9 protein-coding genes are annotated in these 13,857 nt (G+C 72.2%); 4 read left to right on the top strand and 5 right to left on the bottom strand.

What is annotated here, in order from left to right:
• Window positions 1-186: 186 nt before the first annotated feature.
• From ACZ3ZD_RS09080 to ACZ3ZD_RS09070, 3 genes are read left to right on the top strand one after another with little or no spacing between them, the layout of a single operon-like run.
• On the top strand, window positions 187-1,863 hold the full coding sequence (locus ACZ3ZD_RS09080; RefSeq protein WP_467395101.1) for an NAD(P)/FAD-dependent oxidoreductase: 1,677 nt from the start codon (window positions 187-189) through the stop codon (window positions 1,861-1,863).
• Entirely contained in the window at window positions 1,860-3,311 is a 1,452-nt protein-coding gene (locus ACZ3ZD_RS09075) for an ATP-binding protein (RefSeq protein WP_467395100.1), read from the top strand. Before ACZ3ZD_RS09080 ends, ACZ3ZD_RS09075 begins: the two co-directional genes overlap by 4 nt.
• Window positions 3,308-3,667: a UBP-type zinc finger domain-containing protein gene (locus ACZ3ZD_RS09070; protein ID WP_467395099.1), complete on the top strand. Its 360-nt coding sequence runs from the start codon at window positions 3,308-3,310 to the stop codon at window positions 3,665-3,667. Before ACZ3ZD_RS09075 ends, ACZ3ZD_RS09070 begins: the two co-directional genes overlap by 4 nt.
• A 124-nt stretch (window positions 3,668-3,791) precedes the next feature.
• On the opposite strand, the gene ACZ3ZD_RS09065 is transcribed toward ACZ3ZD_RS09070, so the two are convergent.
• Window positions 3,792-5,549, bottom strand: coding sequence for a M4 family metallopeptidase (locus tag ACZ3ZD_RS09065; RefSeq protein WP_467395098.1), 1,758 nt, complete (start codon window positions 5,547-5,549; stop codon window positions 3,792-3,794).
• A 333-nt stretch (window positions 5,550-5,882) separates the two neighbouring features.
• On the opposite strand from ACZ3ZD_RS09065, the gene ACZ3ZD_RS09060 reads away from it, so the two are divergent.
• Entirely contained in the window at window positions 5,883-7,055 is a 1,173-nt protein-coding gene (locus ACZ3ZD_RS09060) for a serine hydrolase domain-containing protein (protein WP_467395097.1), read from the top strand.
• Between the two features lie 80 nt (window positions 7,056-7,135).
• Here the strand turns inward: ACZ3ZD_RS09060 and narI are convergent, their stop codons facing one another.
• From narI to ACZ3ZD_RS09040, 4 genes are read right to left on the bottom strand one after another with little or no spacing between them, the layout of a single operon-like run.
• A complete protein-coding gene (gene narI, locus ACZ3ZD_RS09055) occupies window positions 7,136-7,876 on the bottom strand; it encodes a respiratory nitrate reductase subunit gamma (protein ID WP_467395096.1) in 741 nt (246 codons plus the stop codon).
• Window positions 7,876-8,481, bottom strand: coding sequence for a nitrate reductase molybdenum cofactor assembly chaperone (gene narJ / locus ACZ3ZD_RS09050; protein WP_467395095.1), 606 nt, complete (start codon window positions 8,479-8,481; stop codon window positions 7,876-7,878). Before narJ ends, narI begins: the two co-directional genes overlap by 1 nt.
• Window positions 8,478-10,100: a nitrate reductase subunit beta gene (narH, locus tag ACZ3ZD_RS09045; protein ID WP_467395094.1), complete on the bottom strand. Its 1,623-nt coding sequence runs from the start codon at window positions 10,098-10,100 to the stop codon at window positions 8,478-8,480. Before narH ends, narJ begins: the two co-directional genes overlap by 4 nt.
• 1 nt (window position 10,101) lies before the next feature.
• Complete coding sequence (locus ACZ3ZD_RS09040) at window positions 10,102-13,779, bottom strand: nitrate reductase subunit alpha (protein ID WP_467395093.1); 3,678 nt, start codon at window positions 13,777-13,779, stop codon at window positions 10,102-10,104.
• Between the last annotated feature and the right edge of the window lie 78 nt (window positions 13,780-13,857).

Genomic DNA, 13,857 nt, shown 5'->3' with positions numbered 1-13,857 from the left:
GTCGTCGTGTCCACAGGGACACCGGTGCCCGCTGCCGGGCACCGGCGCACACGGTCCTGACGATGATCTCTCCAGCGGGCCGCCGGGCAGGCGCGACCCGGGTGGCCGACCCTACGATGGCCTGGTACCGGGTCGGTGGTCTCCACGACAACCGGCCGGGGGATACGACACCGGGTGGGGAGACGTATGGCACAGGCCGCCGAGACCGCGCGGACCGTCATCCTGACCGTGGACGACGACCCGGGGGTCTCCCGTGCCGTCGCCCGCGACCTCAGGCGGCGCTACGGCGAGTCGTACCGGATCGTGCGCGCGGAGTCGGGCGAGTCCGCACTGGAGGCGCTGCGCGAGCTGAAGCTGCGCGGGGACCTGGTGGCGGTGATCCTCGCCGACTACCGGATGCCGCAGATGAACGGCATCGAGTTCCTGGAGCAGGCCCTCGACGTGTACCCGGGGGCGCGCCGGGTGCTGCTGACCGCGTACGCGGACACCAGCGCGGCGATCGACGCGATCAACGTGGTCGACCTGGACCACTACCTGCTCAAGCCCTGGGACCCGCCGGAGGAGAAGCTCTACCCGGTCCTGGACGACCTGCTGGAGGCGTGGCGGCACAGCGCCTACAAGCCGGTGCCCAGCACCAAGGTCGTGGGGCACCGCTGGTCGGCGCGCTCGTCGGACGTGCGCGAGTTCCTGGCCCGCAACCAGGTGCCGTACCGCTGGTACTCGGTGGAGGAGCCGGAGGGGCGGCGGCTGCTGGCGGCGGCCGGGCAGGACGGGCAGCGGCTGCCGCTGGTGATCACCCCGGACTGCACGGTCCTGGTCGAGCCGGAGGCCCCGGAGCTGGCCGCGCGGGTCGGCCTGGCGACGACACCGACGGCCGACTTCTACGACCTCGTCGTGATCGGCGGCGGGCCGGCCGGGCTGGGCGCGGCCGTGTACGGCGCCTCCGAGGGCCTGCGGACCGTGCTGGTGGAGCGATCGGCGACCGGCGGACAGGCCGGGCAGAGCTCCCGGATCGAGAACTACCTCGGCTTCCCCGACGGGGTCTCCGGCGCCCAGCTCACCGACCGGGCGCGCCGGCAGGCGGCCAGGTTCGGCGCGGAGATCCTGACCGCCCGCGAGGTGACGGGTCTGGAGGTCAACGGTGCCGCCCGGGTCGTACGTTTCTCGGACGGCTCGGCGGTCGCCGCGCACAGCGTGATCCTGGCGACCGGGGTGCAGTACCGGCAGTTGGAGGCCGCCGGCTGCACCGACCTGACCGGCTGCGGGGTGTTCTACGGCTCGGCGCTCACCGAGGCCGCCTCCTGCCAGGGGCAGGACGTGTACATCGTCGGCGGCGCCAACTCGGCGGGCCAGGCGGCGATGTACCTGTCCCGGGGCGCGAAGTCGGTGACGCTGCTGGTGCGCGGCCCGGACCTGTCGGCGTCCATGTCGCACTACCTCATCCAGCAGATCGGCGAGGCCCCGAACATCTCGCTGCGCTGCCACACGGTCGTCGACCGGGCCCACGGTGCCGGCCACCTGGAGCGGCTGACGCTGCGGGACACGGTGACCGGTCAGACCGAACAGGTCGACGCCCAGTGGATGTTCGTGTTCATCGGTGCCGCCCCGCTGACCGACTGGCTGGGCGACACGGTGCTGCGCGACGCGCGCGGCTTCATCCTGGCCGGGCCCGACCTGACCGCCGACGGGCTGCCGCCGGCCGGCTGGGAGCTGGACCGGCCGCCGTACCACCTGGAGACCAGCATTCCCGGCGTGTTCGTCGCGGGTGACGCGCGCGCCGAGTCCGCCAAGCGTGTCGCGTCCGCCGTCGGAGAGGGAGCCATGGCCGTGATGCTCGTCCACCGGTATCTGGAGCAGTCGTGAGCGGGCAGGTCGTGGCGTGCAGCCCGCGGGAGATCGGCTCGCTGTTCCTCTTCGAGAAGCTCAGCGCCGAGCAGCTGGGCCGGCTGTGCGCCCAGGGCCGGGTGGAGTTGTTCCAGCCCGGCCCGGTGTACACCGAGGGCGACCCGGCCACCTGCTTCTTCGTGATGATCGAGGGCACGGTCGTGCTGTCCCGCCGGGTCGGCGGCGACGACGTGGAGGTCACCCGGACCTCGCAGCCCGGCGTGTACGCGGGCGCGATGCAGGCGTACCTCGGCGAGCGGGTGCGGCAGGTCTACAACAACTCCATGCGGGTCACCGAGCCGACGCGGTTCTTCGTGCTCCCGGCGGACCTGTTCGCGGACGTGATGCGCGAGTGGTTCCCGATGGCCGTGCACCTGCTGGAGGGCCTGTTCTTCGGGGCGAAGAACACCCAGGCGATGATCGGGCAGCGGGAACGGCTGCTTGCGCTCGGCTCGTTGTCGGCGGGGCTCACGCACGAGCTGAACAATCCCGCGGCCGCGGCGGTGCGGGCCACGGCGACCCTGCGGGAGCGGGTCGCGAAGATGCGGCACAAGCTGGGCCTGATCGCCGGGGGGCCGTTCTCCCGCGACTGCCTGGCGAGCCTGGTGGAGATCCAGGAGCGCACCGCCGAGCGGGTGGGGAAGGCCCCGGTGCTCAGCCCGCTGGAGGCCAGCGACCGGGAGGACGCGCTCGGCGACTGGCTGGAGGACCACGGCTTCGAGCACGGCTGGCAGGTGGCGCCCACGTTCGTGCAGGCGGGGCTCGACGTGGACTGGCTGGAGCAGGTCGCGGCGGCGGTGGGCGAGGAGATCCTGCCGAACGCGATCGGCTGGCTCAGCTACACCGTCGAGACCGAGCTGTTGATGAACGAGATCGAGGACTCCACCACCCGCATCTCGCACCTGGTCGACGCGGCCAAGCAGTACTCCCAGCTGGACCGGGCCCCGTACCGGGTGGTCGACGTGCACGAACTCCTCGACAGCACGCTGCTGATGCTCTCCGCGAAGACCGGTCCGGACATCGAGGTCGTCAAGGAGTACGACCGCACTCTCCCGCCGGTGCCCGCCTACCCGGCGGAGCTGAACCAGGTGTGGACCAACCTCGTCGACAACGCCGTCTCCGCCATGAAGAGCGCCGGCAGCCAGGGCACGCTGACCGTGCGGACGGCTCTGGACCACGAGCGGCTGCTGGTGGAGTTCCGGGACACCGGGCCCGGTGTGCCGCCGGAGATCAGGGACCGGATCTTCGACCCGTTCTTCACCACCAAACCGGTCGGCGAGGGCACCGGGCTCGGCCTGGACATCTCCTGGCGGATCGTCGTCAACAAGCACCACGGCACCCTGCGGGTCGAGTCCGTACCGGGCGACACCCGCTTCCAGGTGCTGCTGCCCCTGACCGCCCCGACACCCGACGAGGAGACGGCATGACCGACATCGAGGGGATCGAGGGCATCGACCCCGGCGTACCGCCCAGCGGCACGGGCTGTGCGGAGTGCGAGGAGGCGGGCGGCTGGTGGTTCCACCTGCGCAGGTGCGCGCGGTGCGGGCATGTCGGCTGCTGCGACGACTCCCCGGCGAAGCACGCCACCGCCCACTACCGGGCCACCGGGCACCCGGTGATCCGCAGCTTCGAGCCGGGCGAGGGCTGGTTCTGGAACTACGCCACGCAGGAGTCGTACCCCTCTGGACCCGAACTCGCTCCCCCGGCCGCGCATCCCGCCGACCAGCCGGTGCCGGGTCCGGCGGGCCGGGTACCGGCCGACTGGGCGCGCACGCTGCGTTGAGACCACGGCGGGTGGCGCGGGCGGCTCTCCGCGCCGGGTCCCGCCGCGCACGCACTCCGTCCGGACGTGCGGATGCCCCGCGCGGGGCGGGGCATCCGGTGGTGCGGGGGTGTTCCGGCGTCCGTCAGTGGTGGGCGCTCGGCGTGTTGGCGACGGTGACGTTGACCGCGGCCCACGACTTGTCGACCGTCTTGTACTCGGTGCTGTTCGCGCCGTACAGGTCCTTGGCCGCCTTCAGGGTCGCGAGGCGCGCCTGGTGGAAGTCGGTCGTGGAGACCATGTAGCGGGTGAGCGCCCGGTAGTAGATGGCGGTCGCCTTGGTGCGGCCGATGCCCTTGACCGCGATGCTGTGGTACGTCGGCGAGTTGTAGTTCACGCCGTTGATCGTCTTCTTGCCGCTGCCCTCGGCGAGGAGGTAGTAGGCGTGCGACGAGACACCGGAACCGGCGTGCACCTCGGTGTCGTAGGCGGCCGGCGACCAGTAGTCGATGGTGCCCTCGAGCTTGTCGAGCGAGGGGTGGTCCAGGCGGCGCAGGAACTTCTGCGCGAGGCCCAGCTTCTCGCCGATCAGGTAGTCCGGGGTGTCCTTGCTGTTCTTGGCGTAGAACTCGACGTTCGAGCCGAAGATGTCCGCGAGGGACTCGTTCAGCGCGCCGGGCTCGCCGTACTGGTTGCCCTGGGAGTCGACGAAGGTCGGCTGCAGGTTGGCGGTCGCCTCGACCACGCCGTGGGTCAGCTCGTGACCGGTGACGTCGAGGACGACGAGCGGCTTCTTGAACATGTCGCCGTCGCCGTCGCCGTACAGCATGCAGTTGCAGTCCGGGTCCCAGAAGGCGTTGGCGACCTTCTTGCCCCAGTGGACCATGCCCTGCGCGGGCTTGCTGTTGTTCGCGATGCCCTTGCGGCCGAAGGCGCTCTTGTAGAAGTCGAGCGTCTTCGTGATGCCGTACTGGGCGTCGGCGGCGGCGCTGACCCGGCTGGTGGTCTTGCCGTTGCCCCACACGTTCGTGGTGTTGGTCAGCTTCGAACCGGCGCTGAACTTCTCCGTGTACGAGCCCTTGGCGTCCCGCACCTCGGTGCCGTACCGGTTCGGGTCCTTGAGCTGGTAGTGGCCGCGCGAGGTCTGCGTGGTGGTCAGACCGACGCTGCCCACGAAGAGGGTCTTGCCGGTGCCCTTGGCGGCCGACGGGTAGTGCGCGGCACCGGTGGCGGCCGAGCCGACGAGGCCGGACGGGGTGGAGGCGGAGCCGGCACCGGTGGCCGGGTCGGCGCTCTCGCCGCGCTGACGCAGGGCGCCGAGCAGCTTCGGCGAAAGGAACTCGTCCCGGGTCGGGGTGTTGCTGCGCACCTTGCCCGTGACCGCGTCGACGACGACCGTGTGGGCGTCGTCCTTGTCGGTCACGGTGACCTGGTAGGCCAGCGCGGAGGCGCCGTCGCGGGCGTCGACCACGAGCTGGACGCTGCCGGCGTCGCCCTTGGCGGCCTGGGCGGCCTTGGCGGCGGCCTGGTCCGCGGTCAGCCTGGCCTTGGCGGCCGGCTTGACGGCGTGGCCGGCGGCACGGGTCACGCCCGTGTAGCCGAGCTTGCGGTCGAGGTGGACGACGAGGTCGCCACCGAGCACCGGCAGGTCGTTGTGGGTGCGGACGAAGCGGACGTGCCGGGCACCCTCGGGGTCGATCATGACGTCCTGCGCGTGCAGTGCGTCACCCTTCGACACGCCGGTCGCCGAGGCGTGCGCGAAGGCCGCGGTGCGCGCCGCCTCCACCACCGCCGTGGCGCTCGTGGCGGAGGCGGCGGACCGCTCCACCCCCGTGGCGGGACCCGCGAAAGCCGTACCGGCCAGGCCCGTGGCAGCCGTCGCCACCGCGACGGCGACCGCCACGGTGCGTATGTGCGGTCTACGCAATCTGATCAGGGTTCCTTCGTTCGAAGGCGGCCGGGGTGACCAACCGCCTTGAGGCATGGCACCGTTGGCGCCACGGGGGCCGGTCCGGCCCCGGGTGGTCACCCTTGCTGATCAGTCATGGGCACGTAAAGATGGAATGATCCATTTCGCGAACTTCTAGGGCAATCCTTTACGAATGGGCGCCGCAGAGTGATCGCGAGATGACCAACTGTGTGTCGGCTGTGGAGACGTCTGCCACATCCCCTAGGTTCCCAGGGCGAGATGTGACCGATGTCGCATCAGAAACCGGACGACGGGAGTGAGTACGGGATGGTCTCAGCAACGGTGGGACGGGGAGCGGTTCTCGGAGCGGTCGCGCTGTCGCTGTTCGCGGTCCCGGCGCGGGCGGCGACCGGGGGCCCTGCCACCCCGGCGGCCGCCACGCTGCAGGCGCCGGACACCGCGGGCCTGGCGGCGGTGCTGCGCTCGGCGGTGGCCCAGGGCGCGCCGGGGGCGCTGGCCCGGATCGACGACCACGGCACGACGTACCGGCTGACCGACGGCGTCGCCGACCGTGCCACCGGGCGGCCCATCAGCACCGACGACCGGTTCCGGATCGGCAGCGTCACCAAGACCTTCTCCACCGTCGTGCTGCTCCAGCTCGCCGACGAGCACCGGCTCGATCTCGACGCGCCGGTCAACCGCTATCTGCCGGGCCTGCTGCCCGACGACCGGATCACCGTGCGCCAGGTGCTGAGCCACCGCAGCGGGCTGTACGACTACACGAACGACATGTTCGCCAGCAGCGTCTCCGGCTTCGAGGCGGTCCGCGAGAAGGTCTTCACCTACCGCGAGCTGGTCGCCCTCTCCCTGAAGAAGCCGCGCACCAACGCGCCGGGCGCCGCCTACTCGTACTCCAACACCAACTTCGTCGTCGCCGGGATGCTCATCGAGAAGCTCACCGGGCAGCCGGTGAAGACGGCGTACCAGGACCGCATCATCGGGCCGCTGAAGCTGGCCGACACGTTCTACGTCCACCCGGACACCGCGATCCCGGGTCGGTACACCCGCGGGTACCTGACCCCGGACACGGCGGGCGCGCCGCTGGTCGACGCGACCGCGCAGACCGTGTCCTGGGCGCAGAGCGCGGGGGCGATCATCTCCAGCGCGCACGACCTCGACGTCTTCTACAGCGCGCTGCTCCAGGGGAAGCTGATGTCCGCGGCGCGGCTGGCGGAGATGGAGCGGTTCACCAAGGTGAACGCCACGACCGCGTACGGGCTCGGACTGCGGCGGCGCGACCTGACGTGCGGGGTGTCGGTGTACGGGCACACCGGGGCGGTGCAGGGGTACTACACGTACGCGTTCGCCACGAAGGACGGCGGGCGCAGCCTCACCGCCGTGGTCAACACGTCGAACAACGGCAAGGTGCTCGACACGCTGGCCGGCACCCTGGAATCGGCGTTCTGCGGGAAGCCGGCCGGCAAGACGGTACGGAACTAGGTCCTTTCCTTCGCCGGCAGGAGCCGAAAGAAAGGGCCCAGCGGCTCGCGTCCCGCCGGCGGCCCCGGTGCCGGGGCGCGTCAGCGCGGCACGGGTCCGCCGGCGGTGTCGCGCCTGGCCGTCCGCCGTGACCCGGGGCCGGCGACCCGGCCGCGGGAGCGGTAGACGACATAGGGCCGGCCGGCGTAGCCGACCGGCACCGCGAAGGCGTGGACGAGACGGCTGAACGGCCACAGCGTGAACAGGGCCAGGGCGAGCAGGGCGTGCAGCTGGTAGACGAGCGGTGCGTGGGCCATGGCCGGCACGTTCGGGTCGAGGGTGAACAGGCTGCGGAACCAGACCGCGACGCCGAGCCGGTAGTCGTAGGGGTTGGTCACCGAGGACGCGGTCGCGGTGAGTCCGGCGAGCAGGACGAGGGTCAGCAGCGGATAGGTCACCCGGTCGTCGCGGCTGGTCGCGCGGCGCACGGCGGGGACGCTGAACCGGCGGTACAGCAGCAGCGCGAGACCGGCGACGGCCGCGACGCCCGCGGTGCCGCCCATGGTCAGGGCCACCGCGTGGTACTGCTCCTCACTCACCCCGAGCCACCGGGTGAGGGCCTCGGGGACGAGCAGGCCCATGACGTGGCCGCCGATGACGAGGAACAGCGCGTAGTGGAAGAGCGGCGCGCCGATGCCCAGCAGCCGGGACTCGTGGAGCTGGCTGGAGCGGGTGGTGAAGCCGAAGCGGTCGTAGCGGTAGCGCCAGGCGGTGCCCATGACCATGGTGGCCAGCGCGAGATAGGGCAACACGCCCCACAGGGCGATCTCCAGGTGGTTCATCAGCGGCGGGCTCCTTCGTCGGCCGGCGCGTGCAGCAGGGGGTACGGGACCGGGCCGGGGTTGTCCTGCGGGGGTGCGGGGGGCGGCGGCACGACGGGGAGGGCGGCCGGGAGGGTGGCCCGCACCGCGTCGACGACGTCGGCGTAGGGGCTGCCGTGCGCGGTGAGGCCGCGGGCGAGGAGGTCCAGGGCGCCGCGGTGGTCGAGGAGTGCCGCCCGGCCGGCGTCCGGGCAGCGCGCCGCGAACTCCAGCAGGGCGGGCAGGTGGTCGGGCAGTTCGCCGTCGGCCGGCTCCCAGCCGTGCCGGCGGTAGCGGGCCTTGAGCGCGGCGAGCGACGCGCCGCGGCGACGGGTGTCGCCGTCGGTGTAGTGGGTCAGGTGCAGGGTCCGGCGGCGGCTGCGGTCGAACGTGGTCACATAGCGGGCGGCGAGTTCGAGCAGGGGGACGTCGGCGGTGCGGCGGCAGAAGCGCAGCAGCAGACCGGTCTCGGGGCCGGGCAGGACGGCCAGCGCCTCGGCGACCCGCGCGCGCCGGTCCGGCCAGGTGTCGTCGGGGTAGTGCAGGAGCAGGGAGGCGGCCTGGTGGACGGCCCGGTGCAGGCTCACCGCGGCTCGGCCTTCCGGGCGGGGAAGAGTCCTCGGGGCCGGCCCCGCCCGTTCCAGTTGAGCAGGTTGACCCGGCCGCGCAGACCTCCGTCCGCGCCGGTGCCCGCGGCCTCCGGGGCCGGCGGGGCGTGGAAGGCCTCCGGTGTGTCCGGGCCGTACATGCCGGGGCCGCCGTCGTGCTCCAGGCTGCATCCGGCGCCGGCCCGGCCGTCCGGGTCGGCGCCGGCGACGTAGGTGGTGGGGACGACGTAGCGGTCCTCGTACTTGGCGACCGCCAGCAGCCGGTACATGGCCTCCAGGCCGGACTCGTCCATGCCGACGGCGGCGGCGACGCCCGGGTCGCGTGCCTCGCCCAGGTTGATCCGGCGCATGTGGACGCGCATCGCCGCCAGCCGGCACAGCGCGGCCTCGACGGGCGCGGTGTCGCCGGCCGTGAACAGGCCGGCCAGGTAGGCCAGCGGGATGCGCAGGGTGTCGATCGCGCCGAACAGCGCCGCCGGGTGCTCGCCGTCGTGGCCTTCGCGGGTGAGGGCCTCGACGACCGGGGACAGCGGGGGCACGTACCAGACCATCGGCATGGTGCGGTACTCCGGGTGCAGCGGCAGCGCGATGCGGTAGGTCGTGATGAGGTCCCGGACCGGGGAGCGGCGGGCCGCCGTGATCCAGTCGTGCGGGATGCCGGACTCCTCGGCGGCGCGGACGACCTCCGGGTCGTACGGGTCGAGGAAGCAGCCCAACTGCGCCTCGTACAGGTCGCGTTCGTCCGGCACGCTGGCGGCCTCGCCCACCTTGTCGGCGTCGTAGAGCATCACACCGAGGTAGCGCAGCCGCCCGACGCAGGTCTCCGAGCAGACGGTCGGCTCGCCCGCCTCGATGCGCGGGTAGCAGAAGGTGCACTTCTCGGCCTTGCCGGTGGCGTGGTTGAAGTACACCTTCTTGTACGGGCATCCGCTCACGCACATCCGCCAGCCCCGGCAGCGGTCCTGGTCCACCAGGACGATGCCGTCCTCGATCCGCTTGTACATCGCTCCGGACGGGCAGACCGCCACGCAGGACGGGTTGAGGCAGTGCTCGCAGATGCGCGGCAGATAGAACATGAACGCCTGCTCGTACTCCAGGCGGACCTGTTCGCCCATCGCGCGCAGCACGGGGTCGCCGGCGAGGTGCTCGGGGCCGCCGCCGAGGTCGTCGTCCCAGTTGGGGCCCCAGGTGACGGCGGTGGGGCGGCCGTCGATCAGGGAGCGGGGCCGGGCGGTGGGCAGGTCGTCGCCGAGCGGGGCGGCGATGAGGTTCTCGTAGTCGTACGTCCAGGGCTCGTAGTAGTCCTGCAGCGTGGGCAGTTCGGGGTTGGCGAAGAGGCGCGCCAGCCGGCGGGCGCGGCCCCCGGTGCGCGGGACGAGGCCGCCGCGGGCACCCAGCCGCCAGCCGCCCTTCCACTTCTCCTGGTCCTCATACCCCCGGGGGTAGCCCTGGCCGGGGCGGGTCTCGACGTTGTTGAACCAGACGTACTCGGTGCCCGGCCGGTTGGTCCAGGTCTGTTTGCAGGTGACGGAACAGGTGTGGCAGCCGATGCACTTGTCGAGGTTCATCACCATGGCCACCTGGCTCATGACGCGCATGTCAGTACTGCACCTCCTGGGCGCGGCGGCGGATCACGGTGCGTGCGTCGCGCTGGTTCCCGGTGGGTCCGTAGTAGTTGGGGGCGAACGACAGCTGGGCGTAGCCGCCGATGAGGTGGGTGGGTTTGAGCAGGATGCGGGTGAGTGCGTTGTGGACACCGCCGCGCCGGCCGGTGCTCTCGCTGCGGGGCACGTTCACCAGGCGCTCCTGCACGTGGTACATGAACACCGTGCCGGCCGGCATGCGGTGGGAGACGACGGCACGGGCGACGACGACCCCGTTGGGGTTGACCGCCTCCACCCAGTCGTTGTCGGCCGCCCCGATGGCCTCGGCGTCGGCCACGCTCATCCAGATCACCGGGCCGCCCCGGGCCAGGGTCTGCATCAGCAGGTTCTCCTGGTACTCGGAGTGGATCGACCACTTCGAGTGCGGGGTGAGGTAGCGGACGTCGACCTCTCGCTCGCCGGCGGCGGCCCAGGGGCTGAGGTCCAGGGGCGGCCGGTAGACGGGCAGTTGCTCACCCAGCTCGGCCATCCAGTCGTGGTCCAGGTAGAAGTGCTGGCGGCCGGTGAGGGTGTGCCACGGCTTGCGGTGCTCGGTGTTGACGGTGAACGGGGCGTAGCGCCGGTCGGGGGCCTCCTTGCCGGACCACTCGTAGCTCGTGCCGACCTGCACCGGCCGGTCCTGGGTGTCGGCGAAGACGACCCGGCGTTCGCGGGCGGACTCGGCGAGGGCGTCGAAGCCGCTGCCCGGCCCGCAGCGCTCGGCGAGCCGCGCGAACCCCTCCGCGGCGAGGCGTCCGTTGGTCGTGCCGGACAGGGCGAGGATGGCTTCGCACAGCTTCACGTCGGTGTCCAGCAGGGGTCGTCCGCGGGCCGGCCCGGAGCCGGCGGTCCCGCAGCGGGCGGCCAGCCAGCGGCCCTCGGGCGCGGGCCGCACGGTGACGCCCTTCACCGTGATCCCGTGCTCCTCGGCCAGCGGGCCGAAGGCGGCGAGTTGCGCGGCGACGGCCGTGTAGTCGCGTTCTACCAGGCTGAAGTGCGGGAGGTTGCGGCCCGGGACCGGCGTCCCGTCCGTACGCCAGTCCGACACCGTGCCGCCGGGCTGCGCCGTCTCGCCGGGGGTGTCGTGCTGGTGCGGGGTCGCCACCAGGTCGTGGGCGGTGCCGAGCCGCCCGGCGGCCAGTTCGCTGAACTTCGCGGCCAGCGCGTGGAAGATCTCGAAGTCGGTGCGGGCCTGCCAGGGCGGGTTGATCGCAGGGGAGAACGCGTGCACGTAGGGGTGCATGTCGGTGCTGGACAGGTCGTGCTTCTCGTACCAGGTGGCGGCGGGCAGCACCAGGTCGGCCATGAGGGTCGTCGCCGTCATCCGGAAGTCGAGTGCGAGCAGCAGGTCGAGCTTGCCGCGCGGTGCCTCCTCGTGCCAGGCGAGGTCGCGCGGCCGGGCCTCGGGCGGGGCCTGTTCGGCGTGCGCGTTGTCGCTCGCGCCGAGCAGATGGCGCAGGAAGAACTCGTTCCCCTTGGCGGACGAGCCGATCAGGTTGGCCCGCCACACGGTGAGCACGCGGGGCCAGTTGGCGGGGGCGTCGGGGTCCTCGCAGGCGAACGACAGCTTTCCCGCGGCCAGTCGGGCGGCGACCCACTCGTCGGGATCGTGCCCGCTGGTGTGCACCGCCCGGCCGAGGTCGAGCGGGTTGGCGGAGAAGGTGGGCGCCGAGGGCATCCAGCCGAGCCGCATGGACTGGGCCACCAGGTCGGCGGTGTGCCGCCCGGCGAACAGGCCCTTTCCCGTGGGCGAGGCGAGCGCGTCGGCGGTGTGCGGGTCATAGCGCCACTGGTCGGTGTGCAGGTACCAGTACGGCGTCCCGGCCATCTGCCGGGAGGGGCGCACCCAGTCGGCGGCGGACTGCAGTTGCTGCCAGCCGGCGTAGGGGCGGACCTTCTCCTGGCCGACGTAGTGCGCCCAGCCGCCGCCGTTGACGCCCTGGCAGCCGGTAAGCAGCAACAGGGTGAGGAAGGAGCGGTAGATGGTGTCGGAGTGGAACCAGTGGTTGGTGCCGGCCCCCATGACGATCATGCAGCGGCCGCGTGTCTTCTCGGCGGTCTCGGCGAACTCCCGGGCGAGCCGCACCACGGCGCCGGCCGGCACGGAGGTGATCGCCTCCTGCCAGGCGGGTGTGCCCGGCCGGTCGGCGTCGTGGTAGCCCTCGGCCCACTCCCCCGGCAGCCCGGCGCGGCCGACCCCGTACTGGGCGAGCAGCAGGTCGAACACCGTGGTGACCCGGCGTCCGTTCAGTTCCCGCACCGGCACCCCGCGTGTCACGGGTGGCCCGCCGTCGAAGCGGGGCAGCCGGACGGGAACGGCGTCGCCGCCCGGCCGGTACAGGGTGAGCTGCGGTTCGACGTCCCCCAGGTCGAGGTTCCAGCGGCCTTCGCCGTCCTTGGACCAGCGGTCGCCGAGGGTGCCGTTCGGGACGACCGGGCGCCCGGAGCCGGTGTCGAACAGCACCGGTTTCCAGGCGGCGTACTCGTCGTCCCCGCCGGGTTCGAGCAGGGCCGCGGTGACGAACCTGCCCGGCACGCAGGCGCCGTCCCGCTCCTCGACCTCGACCAGGAAGGGCAGGTCGGTGAAGCGGCGGACGTAGTCGGCGAAGTACGGCACGCGGCGCCGTACGAAGCACTCGGTGAGGATCACATGGCCCATGGCCATGGCCAGGGCGCCGTCGGTGCCGGGGTGCGGGTGCAGCCACTCGTCGGCGAACTTGGTGGCGTCCGCGTAGTCGGGCGAGACGACGACGACCTTCTGGCCGCGGTAGCGGGCCTCGGCCATCCAGTGCGCGTCGGGCGTCCGCGTCACCGGGACGTTCGAGCCCCACAGCATCAGGTAGGCGGCGTCCCACCAGTCCCCGGACTCGGGTACGTCGGTCTGGTCGCCGAACACCTGCGGCGAGGCGATCGGCAGGTCGGCGTACCAGTCGTAGAAGGTGAGCATCGGCGCGCCGATCAGGGACATGAAGCGGGCGCCGACCGCGTGCGAGGCCATCGACATCGCCGGGATGGGCGAGAAGCCGGCCACCCGGTCCGGTCCGTGCGCGGCGATGGTGTGCACGTGCGCGGCGGCGGCGATCTCCAGGGCCTCCTCCCAGCCGAGGCGCACCAGGCCGCCCTTGCCCCGCGCGGACTGGTACCGGCGCCGCTTGGCGGGGTCCGTGGTGACCTCGGCCCACGCGGCCACGGGATCGCCGAGCCGGTCGCGGGCCTCGCGGTACATCTCCAGCAGCACGCCCCGCACGTGCGGGTGGCGCACGCGCGTGGGCGAGTACGTGTACCAGGAGAAGGACGAGCCGCGCGGGCAGCCGCGCGGCTCGTACTCGGGCCGGTCGGGGCCCGTCGACGGGTAGTCGGTCTCCTGGGTCTCCCAGGTGATCAGGCCGTCCTTGACGTACACCTTCCACGAGCACGAACCGGTGCAGTTGACTCCGTGGGTGGAGCGGACGACCTTGTCGTGGGCCCAGCGCTCCCGGTAGGGAGCGTCGTTGACGCCCTGGTCGGTGCGGAAGACCGCCCGCAGGTCGGGAGTGGTCTCGGTGCGCCGCAGTATCGTCCCGGCCCGCAGCAGTTGGTCGGCGGCCAGGGCCGCCGCTCGTTCCGCTTCCCGCCTGGCACCACGCCGTCCCACCGTGATCACTCCCTCGCCGCAGTCGGTGTTGCGCTTTCTCAGCGTGACAGCACCACCACCCACCGGAATCGCACGACT

This window comes from Streptomyces sp. NPDC023481 (assembly GCF_055560195.1).
The sequence above is the reverse complement of the archived record's forward strand: the minus strand, read 5'-3'. Positions and strand labels throughout refer to the sequence as shown.

What these genes read in the sequence shown, in the direction of transcription:
- ACZ3ZD_RS09080 (WP_467395101.1), top strand. Translation starts at nt 187, where the DNA reads ATGGCACAGGCCGCCGAGACCGCGCGGACCGTCATCCTGACCGTGGAC.
- ACZ3ZD_RS09070 (WP_467395099.1), top strand. Translation starts at nt 3,308, where the DNA reads ATGACCGACATCGAGGGGATCGAGGGCATCGACCCCGGCGTACCGCCC.
- ACZ3ZD_RS09060 (WP_467395097.1), top strand. Translation starts at nt 5,883, where the DNA reads ATGGTCTCAGCAACGGTGGGACGGGGAGCGGTTCTCGGAGCGGTCGCG.
- narI (WP_467395096.1), bottom strand. Translation starts at nt 7,876, where the DNA reads ATGAACCACCTGGAGATCGCCCTGTGGGGCGTGTTGCCCTATCTCGCG.
- narH (WP_467395094.1), bottom strand. Translation starts at nt 10,100, where the DNA reads ATGCGCGTCATGAGCCAGGTGGCCATGGTGATGAACCTCGACAAGTGC.